The sequence below is a fragment of the Cupriavidus pauculus genome (assembly GCF_022179805.1).
GTDB classification, from domain to species: Bacteria; Pseudomonadota; Gammaproteobacteria; order Burkholderiales; family Burkholderiaceae; genus Cupriavidus; species Cupriavidus pauculus_E.
In genome coordinates, this window is sequence record NZ_BPUO01000006.1 from 415,143 (window position 1) to 437,187 (window position 22,045).

17 protein-coding genes and 2 tRNA genes are annotated in these 22,045 nt (G+C 63.9%); 9 read left to right on the plus strand and 10 right to left on the minus strand.

Annotated features, from left to right (window positions below; translation table 11 throughout):
• Positions 1 to 3: 3 nt before the first annotated feature.
• The 3 genes from MFF62_RS14960 to MFF62_RS14970 are packed head-to-tail and all read right to left on the minus strand — an operon-like array spanning position 4 to position 4,097.
• Positions 4 to 1,137: an ABC transporter permease gene (locus tag MFF62_RS14960; protein WP_238263899.1), complete on the minus strand. Its 1,134-nt coding sequence runs from the start codon at positions 1,135 to 1,137 to the stop codon at positions 4 to 6.
• Positions 1,134 to 2,183 (minus strand): microcin C ABC transporter permease YejB, encoded by a 1,050-nt coding sequence (locus MFF62_RS14965; RefSeq protein WP_238263900.1) that lies wholly within the window; start codon positions 2,181 to 2,183, stop codon positions 1,134 to 1,136. Before MFF62_RS14965 ends, MFF62_RS14960 begins: the two co-directional genes overlap by 4 nt.
• A gap of 27 nt (positions 2,184 to 2,210) precedes the next feature.
• Positions 2,211 to 4,097 carry an extracellular solute-binding protein gene (locus tag MFF62_RS14970; protein ID WP_238263901.1) on the minus strand — a complete coding sequence of 629 codons (1,887 nt, stop codon included), beginning with the start codon at positions 4,095 to 4,097 and terminating at the stop codon, positions 2,211 to 2,213.
• A gap of 214 nt (positions 4,098 to 4,311) precedes the next feature.
• On the opposite strand from MFF62_RS14970, the gene fabI reads away from it, so the two are divergent.
• Complete coding sequence (gene fabI, locus MFF62_RS14975) at positions 4,312 to 5,094, plus strand: enoyl-ACP reductase FabI (protein WP_238263902.1); 783 nt, start codon at positions 4,312 to 4,314, stop codon at positions 5,092 to 5,094.
• Between the two features lie 61 nt (positions 5,095 to 5,155).
• Here fabI and MFF62_RS14980 read toward each other — a convergent pair whose 3' ends face one another.
• Positions 5,156 to 6,052 carry a LysR family transcriptional regulator gene (locus MFF62_RS14980; protein ID WP_238263903.1) on the minus strand — a complete coding sequence of 299 codons (897 nt, stop codon included), beginning with the start codon at positions 6,050 to 6,052 and terminating at the stop codon, positions 5,156 to 5,158.
• A 100-nt stretch (positions 6,053 to 6,152) separates the two neighbouring features.
• On the opposite strand from MFF62_RS14980, the gene MFF62_RS14985 reads away from it, so the two are divergent.
• Both MFF62_RS14985 and MFF62_RS14990 read left to right on the plus strand, forming a co-directional pair.
• Complete coding sequence (locus tag MFF62_RS14985; protein WP_238263904.1) at positions 6,153 to 8,126, plus strand: alkyl/aryl-sulfatase; 1,974 nt, start codon at positions 6,153 to 6,155, stop codon at positions 8,124 to 8,126.
• 24 nt (positions 8,127 to 8,150) lie between these two features.
• Positions 8,151 to 9,800, plus strand: a complete 1,650-nt coding sequence (locus MFF62_RS14990; RefSeq protein WP_238263905.1) for a GMC family oxidoreductase — start codon at positions 8,151 to 8,153, stop codon at positions 9,798 to 9,800.
• A 12-nt stretch (positions 9,801 to 9,812) separates the two neighbouring features.
• Here the strand turns inward: MFF62_RS14990 and MFF62_RS14995 are convergent, their stop codons facing one another.
• Together MFF62_RS14995 and MFF62_RS15000 are read right to left on the minus strand one after the other, a co-directional pair.
• Positions 9,813 to 10,784, minus strand: coding sequence for a LysR family transcriptional regulator (locus MFF62_RS14995; RefSeq protein ID WP_238263906.1), 972 nt, complete (start codon positions 10,782 to 10,784; stop codon positions 9,813 to 9,815).
• Positions 10,785 to 10,946: 162 nt separating this feature from the next.
• Positions 10,947 to 11,918: a helix-turn-helix transcriptional regulator gene (locus MFF62_RS15000; RefSeq protein ID WP_238263907.1), complete on the minus strand. Its 972-nt coding sequence runs from the start codon at positions 11,916 to 11,918 to the stop codon at positions 10,947 to 10,949.
• A 235-nt stretch (positions 11,919 to 12,153) separates the two neighbouring features.
• Here MFF62_RS15000 and MFF62_RS15005 point away from each other — a divergent pair, with 235 nt between their 5' ends.
• Positions 12,154 to 12,780, plus strand: coding sequence for a hypothetical protein (locus MFF62_RS15005; protein ID WP_238263908.1), 627 nt, complete (start codon positions 12,154 to 12,156; stop codon positions 12,778 to 12,780).
• 8 nt (positions 12,781 to 12,788) lie between these two features.
• On the opposite strand, the gene MFF62_RS15010 is transcribed toward MFF62_RS15005, so the two are convergent.
• The 3 genes from MFF62_RS15010 to MFF62_RS15020 form a co-directional block, all read right to left on the minus strand.
• Positions 12,789 to 12,865, minus strand: a tRNA-Arg gene (locus MFF62_RS15010).
• 117 nt (positions 12,866 to 12,982) lie between these two features.
• Positions 12,983 to 13,636 (minus strand): class I SAM-dependent methyltransferase, encoded by a 654-nt coding sequence (locus tag MFF62_RS15015; protein ID WP_238263909.1) that lies wholly within the window; start codon positions 13,634 to 13,636, stop codon positions 12,983 to 12,985.
• A 106-nt stretch (positions 13,637 to 13,742) separates the two neighbouring features.
• Positions 13,743 to 15,017, minus strand: coding sequence for a GGDEF domain-containing protein (locus tag MFF62_RS15020; RefSeq protein WP_238263975.1), 1,275 nt, complete (start codon positions 15,015 to 15,017; stop codon positions 13,743 to 13,745).
• Between the two features lie 426 nt (positions 15,018 to 15,443).
• On the opposite strand from MFF62_RS15020, the gene MFF62_RS15025 reads away from it, so the two are divergent.
• The 4 genes from MFF62_RS15025 (at position 15,444) to MFF62_RS15040 (ending at position 18,106) form a co-directional block, all read left to right on the plus strand.
• Positions 15,444 to 15,520: transfer RNA gene (locus tag MFF62_RS15025), tRNA-Pro, on the plus strand.
• Between the two features lie 615 nt (positions 15,521 to 16,135).
• The gene (gene infA / locus MFF62_RS15030) at positions 16,136 to 16,357 is read left to right on the plus strand and encodes a translation initiation factor IF-1 (RefSeq protein WP_008641674.1); all 222 of its coding nucleotides are present in this window, start codon (positions 16,136 to 16,138) and stop codon (positions 16,355 to 16,357) included.
• A 185-nt stretch (positions 16,358 to 16,542) separates the two neighbouring features.
• On the plus strand, positions 16,543 to 17,019 hold the full coding sequence (locus MFF62_RS15035; protein WP_238263910.1) for a SixA phosphatase family protein: 477 nt from the start codon (positions 16,543 to 16,545) through the stop codon (positions 17,017 to 17,019).
• A 235-nt stretch (positions 17,020 to 17,254) separates the two neighbouring features.
• Complete coding sequence (locus MFF62_RS15040; protein WP_238263911.1) at positions 17,255 to 18,106, plus strand: GNAT family N-acetyltransferase; 852 nt, start codon at positions 17,255 to 17,257, stop codon at positions 18,104 to 18,106.
• Positions 18,107 to 18,231: 125 nt separating this feature from the next.
• Here the strand turns inward: MFF62_RS15040 and ppx are convergent, their stop codons facing one another.
• The gene (ppx, locus tag MFF62_RS15045) at positions 18,232 to 19,767 is read right to left on the minus strand and encodes an exopolyphosphatase (RefSeq protein ID WP_238263912.1); all 1,536 of its coding nucleotides are present in this window, start codon (positions 19,765 to 19,767) and stop codon (positions 18,232 to 18,234) included.
• 112 nt (positions 19,768 to 19,879) lie between these two features.
• On the opposite strand from ppx, the gene ppk1 reads away from it, so the two are divergent.
• A complete protein-coding gene (gene ppk1, locus MFF62_RS15050; protein ID WP_283205346.1) occupies positions 19,880 to 22,000 on the plus strand; it encodes a polyphosphate kinase 1 in 2,121 nt (706 codons plus the stop codon).
• Positions 22,001 to 22,045 lie beyond the last annotated feature (45 nt).

The following is a 22,045-nucleotide window of genomic DNA, read 5'->3' on the forward strand; positions in this document are numbered from 1 at the left end:
AATTCATGGCGCGGCCTCCGCTGCCGTGCCGCCAGCCGGCACCTTGGGCTCCACGCGGCCGCGCAGCTGGGCCAGGCCCAGGCGCGTGTCGAAGGCGTCGCGCAGCGCATCGCCCATGAACGTGAGCAGCAGCAGTGTCACCACCAGCACCGCGAACGTCGACAGCGAGATCCACCATGCGTCGAGGTTGCCCTTGCCCTGCGCCAGCAGTTCGCCCAGGCTGGGCGTGGTGGGCGGAACGCCCAGGCCCAGGAAGTCCAGGCTGGTCAGCGCCAGGATGGCCGCGCTCATGCGGAACGGCAGGAACGTGATCACCGGCGTCAGGCTGTTGGGCAGGATATGCCGCCACATGATCTGCACGTTCGACAGCCCCAGCGCGCGCGCCGCCTTCACGTAGTCGAGCGAACGGTTGCGGTAGAACTCGGCACGCACGTAGTCGGACAGCCCCATCCAGCCGAACAGCGACAGCAGGATGATCAGCAGCGCCAGGCTCGGCTCGAAGATCGACGCGAAGATGATCAGCAGGTACAGCTCGGGCATCGAACTCCAGATCTCGATGGCCCGCTGCGAAAACAGGTCGAAACGCCCGCCGAAAAAGCCCATCAGGGCGCCCGTCAGCGTACCGATCAGCACCCCGATGACGGTCAGCGCCAGCCCGAACAGCACCGACACGCGAAAGCCGTACAACAGCCGCGCCAGCACGTCGCGCCCCCGGTCGTCAGTGCCCAGCCAGTTGTCGGCCGACGGCGGCGCAGGGTTCGGCTCCTTGGCGAAGTAGTTGATCGAATCGTAGGAATAGGGATTCGGCGGATAAATGGCGAAATTACCATTCGACGTGATCCGGTCACGGATGAACGGGTCCAGATAGTCGGCTCGCGTCGGAAAGTCGCCGTCGAACGCGGTTTCCGGGTAGGTCTTGACGATCGGGAAGTAGTACTCGCCCTTGTATCGCACCACCAGCGGCCGATCGCTCGACAACAGTTCGGCGCCCATGCTCAGCACGAACAGGATCACGAACAGGATCAGGCTCCAGTGGCCAAGCCGGTTGCGGCGAAAGCGCTGCCAGGCGCGCTGGCGCGGCGACAGCGAATGCGGCAAGCCGTTGCCGGCCACCGCCCGTTTGGGGCCGAATCTCATCGGTGCATCCCCTCGAAATGAATGCGCGGATCCACCATGACGTAGCAGACGTCCGAAATCAGGCGCGTCACGAGCCCGATCAGCGTGAACAGGTAAAGCGTGCCCAGCACCACCGGATAGTCGCGGCGCAGCACGGCTTCATAGGAAAGCAGGCCCAGGCCGTCGAGCGAGAACAGCGTCTCGATCAGCAGCGAACCGGTGAAGAACGCGCCGATGAACGCAGCCGGAAAGCCCGTGACCAGCGGAATCAGTGCATTGCGGAACACATGCTTCCACAGCACGCGTCGCTCCGACAAACCCTTGGCGCGGGCGGTCAGCACATACTGCTTGCGGATTTCCTCGAGGAACGCGTTCTTGGTCAGCATCGTCACCACGGCGAAACTGCCCACCACCGACGCGGTGATCGGCAGCACCAGGTGCCACAGGTAATCCATGACCTTGCCCATCATCGACATCTGGGCCCAGTCGTCGGAAGTCAGACCGCGCAGCGGAAACCACTGCACGAACGTACCGCCGCCGAACAGCACCAGCAGCAGCACGCCCAGCACGAATCCGGGAATGGCATAGCCCACCAGCACGATCATGCTGCTGATCACGTCGAAACGACTGCCCGCCCGGATCGCCTTGGAGATGCCGAGCGGCACCGATATCAGGTAGGTCAGGAAGAATGTCCATAGCCCCAGGCTGATCGACACCGGCAGCTTGGACTTCACCAGCTCCCACACGCTGCGGTGCTGGAAGTAGCTCTGCCCCAAGTCGAATTGGGCAAACCGCTTGAGCATCATGAAATAGCGCTCCAGCGGCGGTTTGTCGAAACCGTAGAGCGCCTGGATTTCCTTGATCTTGTCCGGGTCCACGCCACGCCGGCCGCGGTATTCCGCGCCGCCGCCGCTGGCTTCGCCGCCAGCGCCACGGCCCTTCATTTCGAGCATCATCTGCTCGACCGGGCCGCCCGGCACGAACTGGATCACAACAAAGGTCAGCGTCACCACCCCGACCAGCGTCGGGATCATCAGCAGGATGCGCTTCAGCAGATAGGCAAGCATTGGCCGTCCGTTTGAGGGGTGACTGGATTACTGGGTCTTCGGCGCCAGGTCGCGGCGCCACCAGCTAGACAGGATCCAGCCCTCCGCGGTGTAGAAGTACGGCAGGCGCGTCGGGTACGACAGCTCCTTGCGGTACGACACACGATGAAAGGCACTGTACCAGTTTGGCACGATGTAGTAGCCGTGCATCAGCACGCGGTCCAGCGCACGGCCGGCGGTGACCAGCTCGTCGCGCGTCTCGGCGTGCAGCACGGCGTCCACCAGCTTGTCCACGGCTTGCGATTTCAGGCCGAACAGGTTGTCCGATCCCGGCATCGCGGCCGCCTCGCTGGAAAATCGGTCGCGCAGCTCGTTGCCCGGGCTCTGCGAATCCGGGAAGCGTATCGACACCATGTCGAAGTCGAAATCTTCCAGACGCTTCTGGTACAGGGCAAAGTCGGTGGTGCGCTGGTGCACCTCGATGCCGAGCTTCTCGAGGTTGCGCACGTAGGCCGTGATGACGCGGCTCATCGCCCCGCCATCGTCCAGGAACTCGAAGACCATCGGCTCGCCCTTGGCGTTGCGCAGCGCGCCGTCGTCATAGGTCCAGCCGGCCTGTGCCAGCAGGCGACGCGCATCGCGCAGGTTGTCGCGCAGGGATCGCGGTGCATTCGTGCTCGGCTGCACCACGTCGGCGCCGAACACCTCCGCCGGCAACTGCGCGCGCAACGGGTCCAGCAGCTTCATCTCGCCCGCGCCGGGCTTGCCGTCGAACGTGGCGCTGGCGGCCAGTTCGCTGTTCGAGAACCAGCTATCGAGCCGCTTGTAGGCGCCATAGAACAACTGGCGATTCAGCCATTCGAAGTCCAGCGCCAGAATCAGCGCGCGGCGTACGCGCACGTCCTGGAACATCGGCTTGCGCATGTTCATGACAAAGCCCTGCATGCCGGCGCCGTTGCGGTGCGGGAATTCGGTCTTGATCAGGTCGCCGTCGCGGAACTTGGTGCCGACATAGCTTTTTGCCCAGTTCTTCGACCGGTATTCCACGATCGCGTCGAACTCGCCCGCCTTGAAGGCCTCCAGCTTGGCGGTCTCGTCCTTGTACAGCCGGTAGACCACGCGTCCGAAGTTGAACGTACCGCGCCGCACGTTCAGGTTCTTGCCCCAGTAGTTCGGATCGCGCTGAAACACGATGCCGCGCCCGGCGTCGTAGCGCTCGATCTTGTACGGCCCGCTGGTGATCGGTTCCTCGAATGTCAGCTTCTCGAATGGCACCTTGGTGGTCCACTTTTTCGAGAACACGGGCAACTGGCCAACGATCAGCGGCAATTCGGCGTTGCGTTGCTTGAAGTCAAACCGAATTGACCGTTCGCCGGTCACCACCACCGCTTTCACGTCGGTGCACATGCTGCGATAGCCCGGGCTGGCGGCCTTGCTCATCAGCATGTCGTAGGAATACTTCACGTCCGCGGCCAGTACCGGATCGCCATTGACGAAGCGCGCCTCGGGGCGGATATGGAAGGTCACGGACAACTGGTCCGGCGCCACCGTCACGTCGTCGGCCAGCAAGCCATAGGCGCTGGCGGTCTCGTCGGCGCTGCTGATCAGCAGCGTTTCGAACATCAGCGACGTCAGGCCCGGCGCCGAGGTGCCCTTGAGCGTGAACGGGTTGAACTTGTCGAAACTGGTGCGGCGGTCAGGATTGGCCAGCGTCAGCGTGCCTCCTTGCGGGGCATTGGCGTTGACGTACTCGAATTGCGGGAAGTTGGGCGGGTACTTGAGATCGCCATGAAGCGCGAAACCGTGCGCGGCATGTCCCGCTACGGGAAAACCCGAAGCCAGCACGCTCAACAGTGCCAGCGCCCAATGCACCACCGCGCGGCGACGGAAGCACTGCCCTGCCGCCAGAAGCGGCCAACGTGCATGAATCAGCATCCGGTTGCAGACCTCCACAATGCCCGAGACAGCCCGGCGGCTTGTGGCCGGGCGAAGTTGTGCGACAATTTTACATGCGTTCGGGTGGCGCCCAGCCATCCGGACATTCCCTCTACGCGGCGCAACAAAGAGCGGGGATTATCTCCCCGCCGTGCAGCGGACACGGGCCAGTGCACGAAGCATGCCCGTCCCCACAAACATCTTGGAGAAATTAATGGGATTTCTGGCAGGTAAGCGGATCCTGATTACGGGCTTGCTCTCGAATCGTTCCATCGCCTATGGCATTGCCTCGGCTTGCAAGCGCGAAGGCGCCGAACTGGCGTTCACATATGTGGGCGAACGTTTCAAGGACCGCATCACGGACTTCGCCAAGGAATTCGGCTCCGACATGATCTACGAATGCGACGTGAGCAGCGACGAGCAGATCGCCGCGACATTCGCCGCATTGGGGCAGCGCTGGGAAAAATTCGACGGTCTGGTGCATTCGATCGGTTTTGCACCGCGCGAAGCCATCGCCGGCGATTTCCTGGACGGCCTGTCGCGCGAGGGCTTCCGTATTGCCCACGACATCTCGGCCTACAGCTTCCCGGCCCTGGCCAAGGCTGCCATGCCGCTGCTCAATGACAAGGCATCGCTGCTGACGCTGACGTACCTGGGCGCCGAACGCGTGGTACCGAACTACAACACGATGGGCCTGGCCAAGGCGTCGCTGGAAGCCAGCGTGCGCTACCTGGCATCGGCCGTGGGCCCCAAGGGCATGCGCGCCAACGGCATTTCGGCTGGCCCGATCAAGACCCTGGCCGCCTCGGGCATCAAGGACTTCGGCCGCCTGCTCAAGCATTTCGAGGACGTGGCACCGATGCGCCGCAACGTGACGATCGAGGAAGTCGGCAATGTGGCCGCGTTCCTGCTGTCGGACCTGGCCAGCGGCGTGACCGGTGAGATCACCTACGTCGATGGCGGCTACAACATCGTCGGCACCGCCGTCGACGAGTAAGCCTGCCCCGGCATATCGAGCGCCCCGCCGGGGCGCTTTTTTTTCGCCCCTTTTCCACCCGTCACATCCGCGCCACCGCCTCGATCACGGCCACCGCCCGCTCCGCCGCCGGCGACAGCGTCCGCTGCGCCAGTCGCACAACCGCAAACTGCATCGGCACCGCAGGTAGTTCTGGCACATCCAAGCTGACCAGCTGCCCGCTCTCGACCTCGTCGCGCACGGCCCGTGCCGGCGCCAGCAGCAGCGCGTCAGCCTGCCGCACCAGGTGGGTCAGCGCCCGGAAGTCGTTGCTTTCCACCTGAAACGGCAGCTCCTCGCCCGGCTTGCAACGCAGCAGCTTGCGCAGCCGCTCATGCGTTTCTGGCGGAAATACCACCGACACCAGCGCCGCCTCGCGCAGCGTCCCCAGGCTCACCGGCCCCGCCAGCATCGGGTGCCCTGCCCTAACGAATACGCCGCCCGGGCCGGCGGGCAGGCGCACGACTTCCAGCTCGGCGGCCGTCGGCACGGTACTTTGCTCGATCACCACGAAGTCCACCTGCTCGGCGCGCAAGGCATCCAGCAATGCGCCGGGGTGGCTGACCTCGGTGGCGATCCGCAGCTTCGGCCACTGCTGGTGCAGTTGGCACAGCAGTTCGGGCAACAGGATGGCGGCCGGAAAGGCCCCCAGCCCAATCTGTACGCTGCCAATCTCGTGCTGCCGCACCAGCGCCAGGTCGCGCGCCAGGCAGCCCGATTCGAACAAAATGCGCCGCGCGCGCTCGGTCACCATGCGCCCCACCGTGGTCAGCGTGACTCCGCGCGCGCCCCGGTCGAACAGCACCGCGCCGGCTTCGTACTCCAGCGCCTGAATGCTGCGGGTCAGCGCCGGCTGGCTCAAATGCACGCGCCGCGCCGCTGCCGCCAGCGAGCCCTCTTCCGCCACCGCCACCAGATGTTCGAGCCGTTTCAGGTTCATGTATGCGTCCTACGCATTGCTGCGATATAAACTTTGCAATTGAATTATAGGTCGCAGCCGTTTTCAATAGACGCCTTGTCCAATCGAGGAGTCGATTTCCATGCGCCTTGTCCGCACTGCCATGCTGGCTGCTGCCGTGTTCACAATGCCCGCCGCAATGGCTGGCACTAATGCCGCCACGCCGCAGACCGAACAATCGAATGCCGAATGGCTGCGCCGCCTGCCGTTTTCCGACCGCGCCGACTTCGAGGATGCAAAGCGAGGGCTGGTCGCGCGCTTTCCGGCATCGACCATCCAGTCAGCGGACGGCAAGGTCGCCTGGGATTTCAACGCCTATGCGTTCGAAGCGGCGGCTGACGCGCCGAAGACCGTCAACCCCAGTCTCTGGCGCCTGGCGCAGTTGAACAACGAAGCGGGCCTGTTCAAGGTGACCGACCGCGTGTACCAGGTGCGTGGCGCGGACCTGGCCAACATGAACATCATCGAGGGCGACACCGGCCTGATCATCATCGACACGCTGCTGACCGCCGAAACGGCAAAGGCATCGCTCGATCTCTACTACGCGCACCGCCCGCGCAAGCCCGTAGTGGCGGTGATCTACACCCACAGCCACGTCGACCACTTTGGCGGCGTGCGCGGCATCGTCGACGAGGCCGATGTGCGTAGCGGCAAGATCGACATCATCGCCCCGCACGGGTTCATGGACGAGGCCGTCAGCGAGAACGTGCTGGCCGGCAGCGCAATGAGCCGCCGCGCGCAGTACATGTACGGCACCCAGTTGCCCAAGAGCGCCACCGGCCAGGTCGACACCGGCCTGGGCAAGGCCACCGCACGCGGCACCATGACGATGCTGGCGCCCACGTCGTCGATCACGAAACCGATCGAGACGCGCCGCATCGACGGCGTCGACTTCGAATTCCAGCTCACGCCCGGCACCGAAGCGCCGGCGGAGATGAACGTCTACCTGCCGCAGTTCCGTACGCTGTGCATCGCCGAGAACGCCGTGCGCACCCAGCACAACCTGCTGACGCTGCGCGGCGCGCAGGTGCGCGATGCCAAGGGCTGGTCGTACTTCCTGGCGCAGTCGCTGCTGCGCTACGGCGACCGTACCGACGTGCTGATCGGCCAGCACCACTGGCCCACCTGGGGCCGCGCGAAGATCGTCGAGATGCTGTCTGACCAGCGCGACATGTACGCGTACCTGAACGACCAGACGCTGCGCCTGATGAACCACGGCTACTCGCCGCTGGAGATTGCCGACCAGCTCAAGACGCTGCCGCAACCGCTGGCCAGCAAGTGGTATGCGCGTGACTACTACGGATCGGTGAGCCATAACGTGCGGGCCGTGTACCAGCGCTACCTTGGCTTCTACGACGGCAATCCCGCGCACCTGAATCCGCTGCCGCCTGAGCAGACGTCCAAGAAGACCATCGAATGGATGGGCGGCGCCGACGCCGTGCTGGCAAAGCTGCGCGAAGCCTACGCGCGCGGCGAGTACCGCTGGGTGAGCCAGATCGGCAATGAACTCGTATTCGCCGACCCGTCGAACGCGGCCGCGCGGGCGCTGCAGGCCGATGCACTGGAACAGCTTGGCTACCAGAGCGAAAACGCCACCTGGCGCAACATCTACCTGACCGGTGCGCAGGAATTGCGCGACGGCGTGGCCAAGCCCGATGGCGGCGGCACCAACTCGTCCGACCTGGTGCGCGCACTAACCGTGCCCAACTTTTTCGACTACCTGGCCGTACGCCTGAACGCCGACAAGGCCGCCGGCAAGACCCTGACGCTGAACTGGCAGTTCACGGACCTGAAGCAGCGCTATGCGATGACGCTGCGCAACAGCGCGCTGACGTATGTGTCCGAAGCCCAGCACGCCCAGCCCACCGCCACGGTCACGCTGACCAAGGCCACGCTGGACCAGATCAGCCTGAAACAGCTGACGCTGCCGCAGGCCATGCAGTCGGGAGCCATCCGGATAGACGGCAACCCGCAGGCCGTGGCAGGCTTGTTCGGCATGCTCGACACGTTTGATCCGAACTTCAACCTCGTGACACCACACGGCTACCAGAAATAAGAACCGTCGGGGGAGACAGCATTGATGGGCGATACCAGCTTCGACTACATCATCGTGGGCGCCGGCTCGGCCGGTTGCGCGCTGGCCGGACGGCTGGCGGACGAGCCGGGCGTGACGCTGGCCCTGCTTGAAACAGGGCCCGATGACCACCATCCCAGCGTCTGGACGCCGCTGGCCATTGCGCAGACCGTGCCCAAGGCCGGCCCGCGCAACTACGGGTTCCTGACCCTGCCGCAGCCTGGCCTCAATGGCCGGCAGTCGTACCAGCCACGCGGCCGGGGCCTGGGTGGCAGCTCGTCGATCAACGCCATGCTCTACGTGCGCGGCCATCGTAGCGACTACGACCGCTGGGCAGAACTGGGGTGCGAAGGCTGGGGCTACGACGCGGTACTGCCCTACTTCCGCCGCAGCGAATGCAACGAGCGCAACGCCGGGCGCGACGATGCGTGGCACGGCGGCAGCGGCCCGCTGCATGTCAGCAACCTGCGCACGCCGAATCCGTTCTCGCGGCGCTTCGTGCAGGCGGCCGCGCAGGCCGGCGTGCCGACCAACGACGACTTCAACGGCGCCGAACAGGAAGGCGTGGGGCTGTACCAGGCCACCCAGTTCAACGGCGAGCGCTGGAACGCCGCGCGCGCCTACCTGCATCGCGGCAACCGCACCGATGCCGGCTTCAATGGCGGCCGCCAGAACCTCAGCGTGATGACTGGCACGCAGGCGCTGCGCATCGTCTTCGAGGGCAAGCGCGCCGTGGGCGTGGAAATCCTGCGCGACGGCAACCGGCAGACCCTGCGCGCGCGGCGCGAAGTGATCGTCAGCGGTGGCGCGTTCCACTCGCCGCAATTGCTGATGGCGTCGGGCATCGGCCCCGCCAGCCACCTGCGTGACGTGGGTGTCGATGTCGTGCACGATCTGCCTGGTGTCGGCCAGAACCTGCAGGACCACCTGGACGTCATCATCGGCAAGGCCGTGCCGTCGTGGGATCTTTATGGCTATTCGCTGCGCGGCGTGGCGCGCATGGCCGGTGAAGTGATGCGCTACCGCTGGCACCGCACGGGCATGCTGGCCTCGCCGGTGGCCGAGGCCGGCGCGTTCGTCAAGACCCGTCCCGGACTGGCCGCGCCCGACCTGCAACTGCATTTCGCGCCCGCGCTGCTGGGCAACTCCAACGTGCTGCGCAACGGCAAACCCGGCCACGGCTATTCCTGCCACGCCTGCGTGCTGCGGCCTGAGAGCCGCGGCACGGTGCAACTGAAGTCGGCGGACATGCGCGAGGCCCCGCTGATCGACCCGCGATTCCTGTCAGCACCGTCCGACCTGGACGGCATGGTGGCCGGCGTGAAGCTGATGCGCAGGATCTTCGCCCAGTCGGCATTGGCCGATGCGGGCGGCATCGACAAGCTCACGGCCGTGCTCGGCTCCGGCGAAGGCGACGACGCCGCGATCCGCGACTTCGTACGCGCCCATGCGGACACCATCTATCACCCGGTGGGCACCTGCAAGATGGGCGTCGACGCCATGGCGGTGGTCGACCCGCAGTTGCGCGTGCATGGCGTGGAAGGCTTGCGTGTGGTGGACGCCTCGGTCATGCCCACCCTGATCGGCGGCAACACCAATGCGCCAACGATCATGATTGCCGAGCGGGCCGCCGACCTGCTGAGGGCGCCGCACTGACACCACGCAGCGTCAAGCGTGGTCGAGGCTGAAGTCGGGAAACTCGTCGAGCATGAAGTCGATGAAAGCACGCGTGCGCACCGGCAGGTGCCGTCGGCTCTGGTAGCAGATGTAGTGACCCAGGTCGTTCGGTAACTGATCGACCAGGGTCACCACCAGTTCGCCGGCCGCAAGATGGTCGGCGATCTGGAAATCGGTCATTTGCGCGACGCCCCACCCCTGCAGCACCGCGTGCAGCACCAGATCCGAGTTGTTGACCGTGAAGCGCGACTTCGGCTGGTGCTTGAGCACGCGGCCTTCGAGATGGAATTCCCATTCGGGCGGCCGGCCGTTCGTGGCACGATGGTTGATGCATTCATGCCGGCTCAGCGCATCCAGCGTGCGGGGCAGCCCGTGCCGGGCGACGTAGTCCGGCGCCGCGCAAATGGCCCTGCGCATGGGCCCGAGCCGGCGGGCGATGATGCTGGAATCCTGGATGCGCCCGCTGCGCAGCGCCACGTCGACCTCCTCCATCGCGAAATCGATCGGCCCATCGTCCAGCAAAAGGTCGATGGACACGTCGGGATGGATCGTCGCGAAGCGTTCGAGCAGCGACGCCAGTGCCTTGCGGCCAAAGCTGACCGGCGCACCGATCCTGAGCAGGCCGCTCGGCGGCCCCTGGCGTAGATCGAGCATCTCGTTCATTGCCTCCGCCATTTGCGCAATGCCCTGATGGCAGTTGTCGAAGAAACGACGCCCTTCGTGCGTCAGATGGGTGTTGCGCGTGGTGCGCACCAGCAACCGCGTGCTGAGCTGCATTTCCAGCTTTTGCACGCTGCGGCTGATGGCCGACCGGCTGATGCCCAGCCGCTCTCCGGCCCGGACGAAGCTGCCTTCGGTTGCCACGGCCATGAACGCCATGATGCCGGAGTAGCTGGCGCCAAAGCTCGCCGATAGCGCGTCGGGGCGATGCAACTGGTGCGCAAGATTGTCTTGCACCAACATGACCGATTGTTCCATCGCCGCTCCCATCGTCTTTCCATCGAATCCCAGCACGCGTCAGATTCTTTCACGATGGAGCTTTGGCGGATTTGCCATCCTTGCGCATCCGTATGCCGATCTTGCTGCGATGGGAATTCGGCAGCCCGGGGATGAGCCGCGGCCGCCTTACTTGCGTTCGCCGCGGCCGGCGAATTGACCAGGGGTGTAGCCCGTGGCCTTGCGGAAGGCGCGCGTAAATGTCGCCTGCGAGGAGAAATTCAGTTCGATCGCGATTTCTAGCAACGAAAGCTGGCCCAGCCGCAGCAGCGTCTTGGCGCGCTCGATGCGCAAATCGGTGACATACCGGTACGGAGATTTTCCGGTGGCCGTCTTGAAGGCGCGGACAAAATGAAAACGGCTCAGACACGCAATGCCTGCCAATTCATCGAGCCGGATATCGCCCTCCAGATTCGTATGAATATAGTCGACGACGCGCCGCATGCGATGCTGATCCATATCGGCACAGCCGTTCAACGCCTTCATGCGCAGCGTAGCAACATTGGCGCGACGATGCAGCATGCGCACCGCCAGGCTGCCGGCCAGGCTTTCGATCAGCAGATTGCCGGTGGGCGTCTGCTCGCGCAACTCGGCAAGGATCGTGAGGCCGATCTGGGCGATCAGCGGGTCCTCGAAGCCACGGTCGAAATAGAACGAGCCTGCCTCGTTGCCCGCAAAGCTCTCGCCCAGCGCCTCCGGCTGGAACAGCGCGGGATCAAGGTAGAGATGCAGCATCCCCGGCAGCCATGCCGAAATCGAGACCTCGTCTTCCTGTATCCCTTCAGGGCAAAGCCATACCGTGCCACGCCTGGCCACCGTGCGGTCGACCAACCCATAACCGGTCCGCGTCACGACGGCCGACGTACCGCCAAGCGGATCGATCACCAGCTCGTTGATCGGCAACCCTGCATTGCGCGTGATGATGCCGCCACTGTGGTCACGGACTTCCGCCAGCAAACCGCCCCAGCCGCGCTCGGCTGACGACATCACCAGCGTGGACAGGTTGTACTTTTCACGAAACTGGAACGGCGACGGCTTGCGCATGATTCCACCAGAAAATCGGTAACGGACGGCATTCCGCAGCCCGGCGTCGATTAACAAAGCAATTTTTCATACAGACATACGCAGACATTCCCGTCAATATAATTCGCGCTGCGGCATTTATACGACAGTAAATGTCACGGAATCCTGTTTGCCCGGGATTTTACCATTGATAACCCTTGAATACTGACAGGAAACATTTTTGGCATTGAAATCACCTTGCCATATCGTCGACCCTATTCAAATAATCCGACCCGATAAAACGCGCAGGTTTATCCGGACCCGGGAAACACTGATGGCACTGAACATCCATTGCGCTGCTGCCGGGCTGCCGCTCGGTGCGGCGTTCGAAGCGCTGGAATCGGTGGAGAGACACGCGGTGGCCGTTCGGCTATACGCACGCTTGCTCACCCAGTTGGCCGATGCCAACAGGGATGCGGACGCCTATGAGAGACAACTGCTGTATCAGGGCATCCAATGCATCCGGGTCGGGCGCTTCCGGCGCGCCCTCTTGCTTGCCAGGCAGGCTTGTGCGCCGGAATCCGAGCGTCGGCCCATCCCATCCCCCAAAAAGCATGTGCAAATCCGGCACGACGACCGCCCGCTCGCGGTATTGCTAGGCGAGGTGGAGCCCGGACGATGCTTCGACTGGAATTTCCCGGCGGATGACATCACATATGGCGTGGTCGTGAAGGCGTCGACACCGGACCATCGCATCCGGGATATGGGTACCGCGCTGCGCAACGCCGCGGCCCATCGCGTGGTCCTGGCGTCGGTGCTTCCGCACGACGTCCGTCAGCGACAGGGCTGGCCCGCGCTATGGCAATCGTTACAGGGATTTCCGCGCGATCTCGAAGTCCGGCTGGTTCGAGAAGCGGATTTGCAGCATGTCTGCGACTGGATTGTGCTGGTCACGCCGTGACAGCAAGCTGGCCCGCCCTAGAGGATTCGAACCTCTGACCGCTCGCTTAGAAGGCGAGTGCTCTATCCAACTGAGCTAAGGGCGGATCGCCATGCCCGCGGGGGGGCTGGAAGGCCTTGCCGTGCGGCAAGGCGTGCATTCTACCCCACCGGTTGCCCCAGCGGAATGCGCTGCTTGCGGGTTGTATGCGGGTGCTGGAAGCTTATTTTGGCAGCTTCTGCAGGATGAATTCGATCGCGCATTCCGCCGTCGGCGTGCGCGTCTGATCGAACTGGCGATACAGCAGACTGGGACGCACGCCAATATCCACACGGAACATGGAGAGCGGCGATACCTGGTCGCAAACCGCCTTGACGAAATCGACGACATTGATCGATACCGGCGACCACGACTGCGTCTTGTACATCGTGAACGTGTGCTTGTGGTCGTCGTTGAACCGCGACGGCCAGTGCCCCTGCTCGTACAGGTCTTCGTCGGGTACCTGGATTACGAGATGACCACCCGGCTTGACCACCCGGATCCAGTTCCGCATGGCCACGGCGGGGTCCACCATGTGTTCGAGGCAGTGGGACGAATAGACGAAGTCGAATGTTTCGTCCTCGATCCGTTCAAGATATTGCGCATCGCCGTGTGGCCGGTCGAACACGAAGACGTTCCGCATGGCTGGGAACATGTCGCCAAACAGCGCGATCGAGTCGATGCCGCCGCCTACGTCGAGGCCGTCGCCAACGAAATAGCGCGTGGCATAGCGGGAGTCATGCACGCGCAGCAAGATCGAGATCGACGTTGCGCCGGGAATGCTCTGGTGAACCTGCCTTTCCTGCTGCGCGGCGTGTTCTGGTTTGATGAAGTCCATAGCGTTGTCTGAGTCCGTGGTTTCCCGTGACAACAGACATCTATAGTAGCGCGGCGCCGCTCCTTGAATCGTAATTCAGCGAAATTAGCGCGCAGAGTCGGACGTTTCAGGAAGATTCGCGTTCCCGCACGCGCGCACGACGTGGCATGCCAACGCCTTCGGCAGTGTCGTGCGACGACACGCAATTGCGGCCCATCTGCTTGGCATCGTAAAGCGCGCGATCCGCGCGGCGCATCACCGAGTCGGTCAGTTCGCCCGGCTGACGTTCGGCCATGCCGATACTGACCGTGTAGGCAATTGCGTCGGGTTCGGACGGACATGGGGTGGATCGCACCATCGCACTCAGGCGCAGGCTGATGGCCCGGCCGGTTTCCAGCGTGGTGTCGGGCATCACGATCGCGAATTCCTCGCCGCCCAGCCGGCCCAGCACCGCGCGCGCCGGCGCGGCCTTGCGCAGCAGCCCCGCAAAATGGCGCAGCACGCTGTCGCCAGCCAGATGGCCGTAAAGGTCGTTGATCGCCTTGAAGTGATCCAGGTCAATGAAGGCCACGGTGAACGGCGAGCGCTGCCGCTCCGCCAGCTTGCACGCGATCTCAAGCTCTTCCCAGAACGCGCCGCGCGACAGCACGTCAGTCAGGTCGTCGTGCCGTGCCCGGCGTTCGACGATGCCGCGCAACCGGTCGTGCGCCACCAGCGCGAAACTGACGGACAAACCCACCACGCCGAACACGAAGCAAACGGTGATGCTGTCGCCAACCTCCCCGCTCACCAGCGAGTGACCATCGACCAGAGTAGAGAGGGAGATCCAGGCCTGCGCACCGGCGAACACCGTGCAGGCCAGCGCCACGAGCGTCAAAGACAGCAGCGCCAAGCGCCCGGTACCGCGCTTGCCGGGCAGACGCGGCAGGGCAACCCGGATCATTTCCATCAGCAACAGCATCTGGACCACGGAAGCGCCAAACAGCAGCCCCGGCACCGCCGACGGCGACACCAGCAAGGCAGCAGCCGGCGATAGCGCGGCGGGCATCGACCCGGTCAGTCCGACGATGGCATGCAAGATCAGCGCAACCAGCCCCGGCAGGTTCAGCACCACCAGCACCGCCGCCCGTCCCGGCTTGCCAACGAAGTGGCGCGTGCCATGGACCATCATCGACAAGCCGGCCGTCAGCGCCAGTTCCGGCGCGGCGGCCAGGGGCCATTCGGGACGATATCCCTGAGCAGCCAGCATCACCGCCGCCAACGTCACCACCATATCGCCGAGTGCCCATGAGGTGAGCCCGCTACGCTCCATGCCAGCAGAGCGGCGCAACACGGCACAGACGATTGCCATCTGCAGCGCAAACAAGGCCGCGATCAGCACTACCACCTGCGACTGAAACATCTTCATTCCCGTTCACAAAGGCATTGCCGGTGCTCCGCATGGCACCGGCCCGCCTTCTGTTTGCGGCCTGCGAACAGCCGTCGTGTATTGTTTCCGTGGGTCCGGCAGCCCCGCGGCACATCGAAGCTCGGGCTTCGCGGGCGGGGCATGGCTCTCAGGCATTGTCCAGGCAGCCCGCGTCGCTAGCGGGGCTGGCATGCCATAGTTGTGATATTCGGGACCAGGTCCGGGTGGGCACAGCAAAGCCAGGCGTGAAGCGCCGGGTCGGACCGATACGGTGTGCGGATTATGTCAGCGCGCCGCCCCAAGTCAAGCCAAATGCGATCCCACCTGAAGCGGGGTACGCGTCCGCCACATGGCGCCAGAACAACCACTTGCTCGCCGCATTTGACCTCGCGGCACCGCTCAGGATAGAATCGCCGGCTTCGGAGCGTAGCGCAGCCTGGTAGCGCATCTGATTTGGGATCAGAGGGTCGTAGGTTCGAATCCTATCGCTCCGACCATATTTGCAAGTTGTAAAAGGTAGTCAGATGAAGGGCTTACGTTGAAAGACGTGAGCCCTTTTTCTTTGCAATCTGCTTGGCCGTCTCCACCGCGATCTGGCCGCACTTTTTGTGGCATCGCACAACGGCGACAGCCCCATGCAGATGGCGATTGCGCAACTGGTTGAATGCCGATGCTGCGACTGCGAACACATAGTGATCGTGCTACAATCGCGCGTCAGTTCGGGGTGTCTGAGCATGCCCTGTTAACCGGGAAAGCGCCGCCTGGCGCACTGGATTATCCGCCGGCCCGCCCCACATGATCCTGTATGTGGCATGGCGGCAGCGTTGCCGGCCCCGGAAACACCTTGCCCGCTGTCCCCGTGATGTACATGGCTGCGCCAGACGCCCGCGCAACCGCAATGTGGCAAGGCAATCGTCAGGGTCATCCGCGCCCCTACTCGATTCTCTGACCCGCCTGGCTTGCCGTTCCGCCAAGCCCGTCAGCTTGCTTCCGGAAATGCGTATCGCGCGGTTGCCGCATGGGCGGCAAAGCGTGGATGCGCGCGACCGGGCGTTCACAGGATACTCAGTAACTCAACGCAGCCTTTGCAGGCTGCCAAAAAGGAAAACAGATTGGCTAAGGAAGAACTCATTGAATTTGGCGGCGTGGTGTCGGAAGCCCTGCCCGACAACCGTTATCGCGTGACGCTGGAAAACGGCGTGGAAATCTGGGCATACGCTTCGGGCAAGATGCAGAAGCACCGCATCCGCATTTTGGCCGGCGACCGCGTCACCCTGGAAATGTCGCCGTACGACCTGACCAAGGGCCGTATCAACTTCCGCCACAAGTCCTGAGTTCGCCGCACGTGGCCGATGCCCCGCTGTCACGCGGGTGACATTGGCACTGCCGACACTGACGGGCTATCCGTGGGCCTTGCCCACTGGATAGCCCGTTTTGTTTTTTGGCGCCCGGCGGCGGCTCGCTTGCGGCTTGCGCCGTGCGTCACCATACTCAAGGCTCGACGAAGCCCCTGCCAATCATGAATCTGATCCTGTGGCGCCACGCCGAAGCAGAAGACCTGCCAGCGGCGCTGAGCATCTCGCGCAGCGCGGATCTGCAGCGCCCATTGACGCGACGCGGCCGCAAGCAAGCCGAAACATCCGCTGCCTGGCTGCGCGCCCACCTGCCGGCCGACTATCGCGTGGTCTGCAGCCCTGCCCTGCGCACCCGGGAAACTGCGTCCGCCTTGTCTGGAAACGCCGAAATCCTCGATGACCTCGCGCCTGGTGCCGACGTTGGCGCCGTGCTTGCCGCCATCGACTGGCCGCAGGGTCACGACCACACCGTGGTGGTTGGCCATCAGCCCTGGATAGGACAACTGGTCAGCCTTCTGATGGCGGGCCAGGAAATGCCCTGGAGCGTGAAGAAAAGCGGCATCTGGTGGCTGGCCGGCCGCACCCGCGAGAACGAAGCGCAAGTCGTATTGCGCGCAGTCATCCAGTCCGATTTTCTCTGAGACGTTTTTGCGGCGGATGGCGTGGCAACCGCGCTGCGCTTGTCACAAATACGCCATTGATTCGTCACTTTTCGGCGATCAGCGATGTGCTCCAACGTAAGCCTGCCCTAAGGTTAAGGCTTGCGCCCGCGACGATGTTGTGTCAGTCACCGAACCGTCATCATCGGTTCACGGCGCTGTCACCCGGCCTCTCTACATTGTTTCGAAGCCGTTTCGTCACCGAAAGGACACACTGATGCGAGATCTACCGACGCCTACACAGCCGCTTTTCGACTCCTTGCCCACTGGCCTGACTGGCCAGTCGGCGCGGAGGCGTCTTCCTCGTCAGCCAGCACAACACCAAACCCAAGTTCAAGCTCCGGCACCTGCTTTCAGCGTGGCGTGGGCACGTCACCAGGACGAAGTAGCCGAGGCGCAGCGTCTGCGCTACAAGGTCTTCGCCGAGGAAATGGGCGCACGACTGCAATCGTCGGCCACGGAGACCGACGTCGACATGTTCGATGCCTATTGCGACCACCTGATCGTGCGCGATCAGGAAACCCTCAAGGTCGTGGGCACCTACCGGGTTCTGCCCCCGCACCAGGCCAAGCGCATTGGCTGCCTGTACGCCGAATCCGAATTCGACCTCGTTCGCCTGGCTCACCTGCGCCCGAAGATGCTGGAACTGGGCCGCTCGTGCGTGCACCGCGACTACCGCTCGGGCAGCGTGATCATGGCCCTGTGGGGTGGCCTGGGTGAATACCTGCAGCGCTACAACCTGGAGTCGATGCTGGGCTGCGCCAGCGTGCCGATGAGCGACGGTGGCCACTATGCGGCCAGCCTCTACCGCCAGTTCGCGGAAAAGTCGCTGGCTCCGATCGAATACCACGCCTTCCCGCGCGTGCCGCTGCCCGTCGACGACCTGAACCAGACGCTCGACGTGGAACCGCCCGCGCTGATCAAGGGTTACCTGCGACTGGGCGCCAAGATTTGCGGCCTGCCCGCCTGGGACCCCGACTTCAACGTTGCCGACTTCCTGACGCTGCTGCGCGTGCGTGACATGAACCCGCGCTACGCCCGGCACTTCCTCGGCCTGCAATCGGCCTGAAGGACCCAGCGACAGCTCCCTGACACCGGACGAAACGGCCCTTTGATCCGGTAACTGCAAACGAAAAAAAGGCGACTCCACAGAGTCGCCTTTTTCATTGGCCGGCCGTCATTGGCCAGCCGATATCAGACGTACACCACCTTGTAACGCTTGCCCACCCGCTCCCATTCGTCGGCTTCCTGCGCGAGGCTGTATTCCACGAGCGGATTCTCGTCGATCCATGCCTTGGGCACGCGTACCTCGAAACCTTCGTCGAGTTCATCCGAACGCTGCCGGATCCGAATCTCGGGCAGCTTCATGTCGCCGCGCCGGCGGCATAGTACAAAGGCCAGCCGCAGGCTGAACAGCATGCGCCAGTCCACGAACTTGCCGCTGCCGGACAGCTTGCCGAGCTTGCCCGCATGCCCCAGCAACAGCGTGGCCAGCCGCGCCTGGTCGGTCTTCGAGAACCCCGGCATGTCGGCGTGCGTGGCGATATAGGCGGAGTGCTTGTGATAGCCGCTGTGCGAAATCGTCATGCCGATTTCATGCAGGCTGGCAGCCCAACCCAGCAGCGCGAGATTGTCGTCGCGACGCTCGTTGCGCGGCGGTTCGGGGAACTGCGCCAGTAGATTGCGCGCGGCCTGCCCCACCCGCGTCGCCTGCGCGCGGTCCACGCTGTAGCGGCGCATGAACTGGTCGACGGTGACGGTACGCATGTCCTCGTGGTGGCTGCGTCCGAGCAGGTCATACAAGACCCCCAGCCGCAACGCGCCATCGGTAACGTCCATCCGGTCGATATCGAGTTCGGCAAACACGCCCAGCATGATCGACAGGCCGCCGGGCAGCACGGGAATCCGGTCGGCCTTGAGGCCGGTCAGCTTCACCCGGTTCGTGTTCTCGGCCTTGACCAGCGCCCGCTTCAGGCGCTCCAGCCCTTCCCGCGTAATGCCGTGCTCGGACGTACTGTCGTTCATGCCGTTGAGTTCGATCAACTCGGCCAGCGCGCGCGCCGTGCCCGACGAACCCACGGCCTGCTGCCAGCCAGCGGCCTTGTACTGGCGCACCAGCACCTGGATTTCCCGACGCGCCGCCAGCTCGGCCTGCTTCATCGCATATTCGTCGACATTGCCGCTCGGAAAGAACTGGCGGCTATGCGATACGCAACCGATGTAAAGGCTTTCCATCAGCTTCGACTGATAGCCGCTGCCAATGATGAACTCGGTAGAGCCGCCACCGATATCGACGACCAGTCGGTTGCCCTGGCAGGCCGGCGCGTCATGCGAGGCCCCCAGATAGATCAGGCGCGCTTCTTCGCGGCCGGCGATCACTTCGATCGGGAACCCGAGCGCGGCTTCGGCCTCGATCAGGAAGTCCGAAGCATTCTTGGCCACGCGCAGCGTGTTGGTGGCTACCGCGCGCACCTGTTCTGGCGCGAAGTCGCGCAGGCGGTCGCCAAAGCGGCGCAGTGCATCGACGCCGCGACGGCGCGCGGGCTGGTCCAGGTATTTGTCCGGCGTCAGGCCGGCGGCCAGCCTGACCGGTTCGCGCAAGGCGTCGACCTGGAAGATCTGGCTGGCGGGGCCGGAGGCCGTGGGCGTTTCATCCACCCGCCCGATCATCAGGCGGAAGCTGTTGGAGCCCATGTCGACGGCGGCCAGCAAGCGGGGATTTTGTGTCATTGCGTCAGTGTTACGCGGGATCGGCCCCGGGACGGGCCAAACCCGAAAGATTATGTCCCAGTCATGTCGGCATCATGACAAAATCAAAGTGTCATCAAAATGACACGGATCTATGAAAAAGTCGCATCATCGCCAAAATAAGGTCATAGACATGTCGACGACGCCGCCTGGCTCGCTCTGGAACCGTGAGCTGGGCATTCTGGAATTCAACGCGCGCGTTCTTGCGCAGGCCGCCGACCCCAATGTCCCGTTGCTGGAACGGCTGAAGTTCATCTGCATCGTTTCCAGCAACCTGGACGAGTTCTTCGAAATCCGGATGGCTGGCCTGAAGGAGCAGATGCGAGACAACGCATCGGGCTTGACGCCCGACGGTCTCTCGTTCCAGCAGACCTACCAGCTTGTCACCGAGCGCACGCAGCGGCTCGTGGCATCGCAGTATGACATGCTGCAGAACGTGATTTTCCCCGCCCTCGAAAAAGAAGGCGTGTTTTTTCACCTGACCAGCACCTGGACCGATGCGCAGCGCGACTGGGCGCGCGATTTCTTCGTGCGTGAACTGGGCCCGGTACTGACGCCGATCGCGCTGGATCCCGCACACCCGTTCCCGCGCGTGCTCAACAAGAGCCTGAACTTCGTGATCGAGCTGTCGGGCAAGGACGCCTTTGGCCGCGACGCCGACCTGGCTATCGTGCAGGCCCCGCGCGCGCTACCGCGCGTGGTGCGCATGCCCGAAAAGCTGTCGGGGTATCCGTTCGGGTTCGTGATGCTGTCGTCGTTCATGCAGGCGTTTGTGCATGAACTGTTCCCCGCCATCGAGGTGCAGGGCTGCTACCAGTTCCGCGTCACACGCAACTCCGACCTGTTCGTTTCCGAGGACGAAATCACCGACCTGCGCGAAGCGCTGCAGGGCGAATTGCCTACACGTCACTTTGGCGACATGGTGCGCCTGGAAATCTCGTCGGATACGCCGCCGGCGCTATCGCGCCGCCTGCTGCTGGAATCGGGCCTGACTGAACAGGACCTGTACCGCGTCAGCGGCCCGGTGAACCTGGTGCGACTGATGCAGATTCCCGACCTGGTGGACCGCCCTGCCCTCAAGTACCCGCCGCACGTGCCCGCGCCGGTCAAGGCGCTGGCGTCCGGCGCGAACATGTTCGACGTGATCCGTCAGCGCGACGTGCTGCTGCACCATCCGTACGAGAGCTTTGCCTCGGTGCTGGACCTGCTGCAGGCCGCCGCGACTGATCCGAACGTCGTGGCAGTCAAGCAGACCGTCTATCGCACCGGCAACGAATCTGCCGTGATGGAAGCGCTGATGACGGCCGCCCGCAACGGCAAGGAAGTGACCGTGGTGGTGGAGCTGCTGGCGCGCTTCGACGAGGAAACCAACATCAACTGGGCCGAGCGGCTGGAGTCCGCCGGCGCCCATGTGGTCTACGGCGTGGTGGGTCACAAGTGCCACGCCAAGATGCTGCTGATCGTGCGGCGCGAGCCCGCCAGCCTCAAGGTCAAGAACGCGGTCCTGCGCCGCTACGTCCATCTGGGCACCGGCAACTATCATCCGCGCACGGCACGGCTGTACACGGACTTTGGCCTGCTCACCGCCAACGAGCAGGTCTGCGAGGACGTACACCACGTGTTCCAGCTGCTGACGGGCACGGCCGGCACGATCCGGCTGAACCACCTGTGGCAGTCACCGTTCACGATGCACAGCAACCTGGTGGAGCATATCCGCGCCGAAGCCCGCAACGCGCGCAACGGCAAGCGGGCACGCATCATCGCCAAGATGAACGCGCTGCTGGAGCCGACCATCATCGACGAGCTGTACAAGGCATCGCGTGCGGGGGTGAAGATCGACCTGATCGTGCGCGGCGTCTGTGCCTTGCGGGCCGGCGTGCCGGGACTGTCGGACAACATCTCGGTGCGCTCCATCGTCGGCCGGTTCCTGGAACACCATCGCGTGTACTACTTTCACGCGGCGGGCGAGGACGTGCTCTACCTGTCCAGTGCCGACTGGATGGACCGCAACCTGTTCCGTCGGGTGGAGGTCGCCTTCCCGATACTGGACCGCTCGCTGAAGGCCCGCGTGATCAAGGAAGGTTTGCAGGTGCACCTGCACGACAACGCATCGGCATGGATCATGGAGCCGGACGGCAGCTACACGCGCAAACCCTCGCGCGCCAAGCTGCAGCGCGTCAGCCAGCAGGAACTGCTGCTGAAATTCGGGACGTGAAAGCGCGGTGAATGCATCCCCCTCTCCCGTGTTCACGGGAATGGG

Coding starts and splice junctions, on each gene's coding strand:
- MFF62_RS14960 (WP_238263899.1), bottom strand. CDS start 1,137: ATGAGATTCGGCCCCAAACGGGCGGTGGCCGGCAACGGCTTGCCGCAT.
- MFF62_RS15020 (WP_238263975.1), bottom strand. CDS start 15,017: ATGTTTCAGTCGCAGGTGGTAGTGCTGATCGCGGCCTTGTTTGCGCTG.
- ppx (WP_238263912.1), bottom strand. CDS start 19,767: ATGACACAAAATCCCCGCTTGCTGGCCGCCGTCGACATGGGCTCCAAC.
- fabI (WP_238263902.1), top strand. CDS start 4,312: ATGGGATTTCTGGCAGGTAAGCGGATCCTGATTACGGGCTTGCTCTCG.
- MFF62_RS14970 (WP_238263901.1), bottom strand. CDS start 4,097: ATGCTGATTCATGCACGTTGGCCGCTTCTGGCGGCAGGGCAGTGCTTC.
- MFF62_RS14990 (WP_238263905.1), top strand. CDS start 8,151: ATGGGCGATACCAGCTTCGACTACATCATCGTGGGCGCCGGCTCGGCC.
- MFF62_RS14965 (WP_238263900.1), bottom strand. CDS start 2,183: ATGCTTGCCTATCTGCTGAAGCGCATCCTGCTGATGATCCCGACGCTG.
- MFF62_RS14980 (WP_238263903.1), bottom strand. CDS start 6,052: ATGAACCTGAAACGGCTCGAACATCTGGTGGCGGTGGCGGAAGAGGGC.
- MFF62_RS15005 (WP_238263908.1), top strand. CDS start 12,154: ATGGCACTGAACATCCATTGCGCTGCTGCCGGGCTGCCGCTCGGTGCG.
- MFF62_RS15015 (WP_238263909.1), bottom strand. CDS start 13,636: ATGGACTTCATCAAACCAGAACACGCCGCGCAGCAGGAAAGGCAGGTT.
- MFF62_RS14985 (WP_238263904.1), top strand. CDS start 6,153: ATGCGCCTTGTCCGCACTGCCATGCTGGCTGCTGCCGTGTTCACAATG.
- MFF62_RS15040 (WP_238263911.1), top strand. CDS start 17,255: ATGCGAGATCTACCGACGCCTACACAGCCGCTTTTCGACTCCTTGCCC.
- ppk1 (WP_283205346.1), top strand. CDS start 19,880: ATGAAAAAGTCGCATCATCGCCAAAATAAGGTCATAGACATGTCGACG.
- MFF62_RS15035 (WP_238263910.1), top strand. CDS start 16,543: ATGAATCTGATCCTGTGGCGCCACGCCGAAGCAGAAGACCTGCCAGCG.
- MFF62_RS14995 (WP_238263906.1), bottom strand. CDS start 10,784: ATGTTGGTGCAAGACAATCTTGCGCACCAGTTGCATCGCCCCGACGCG.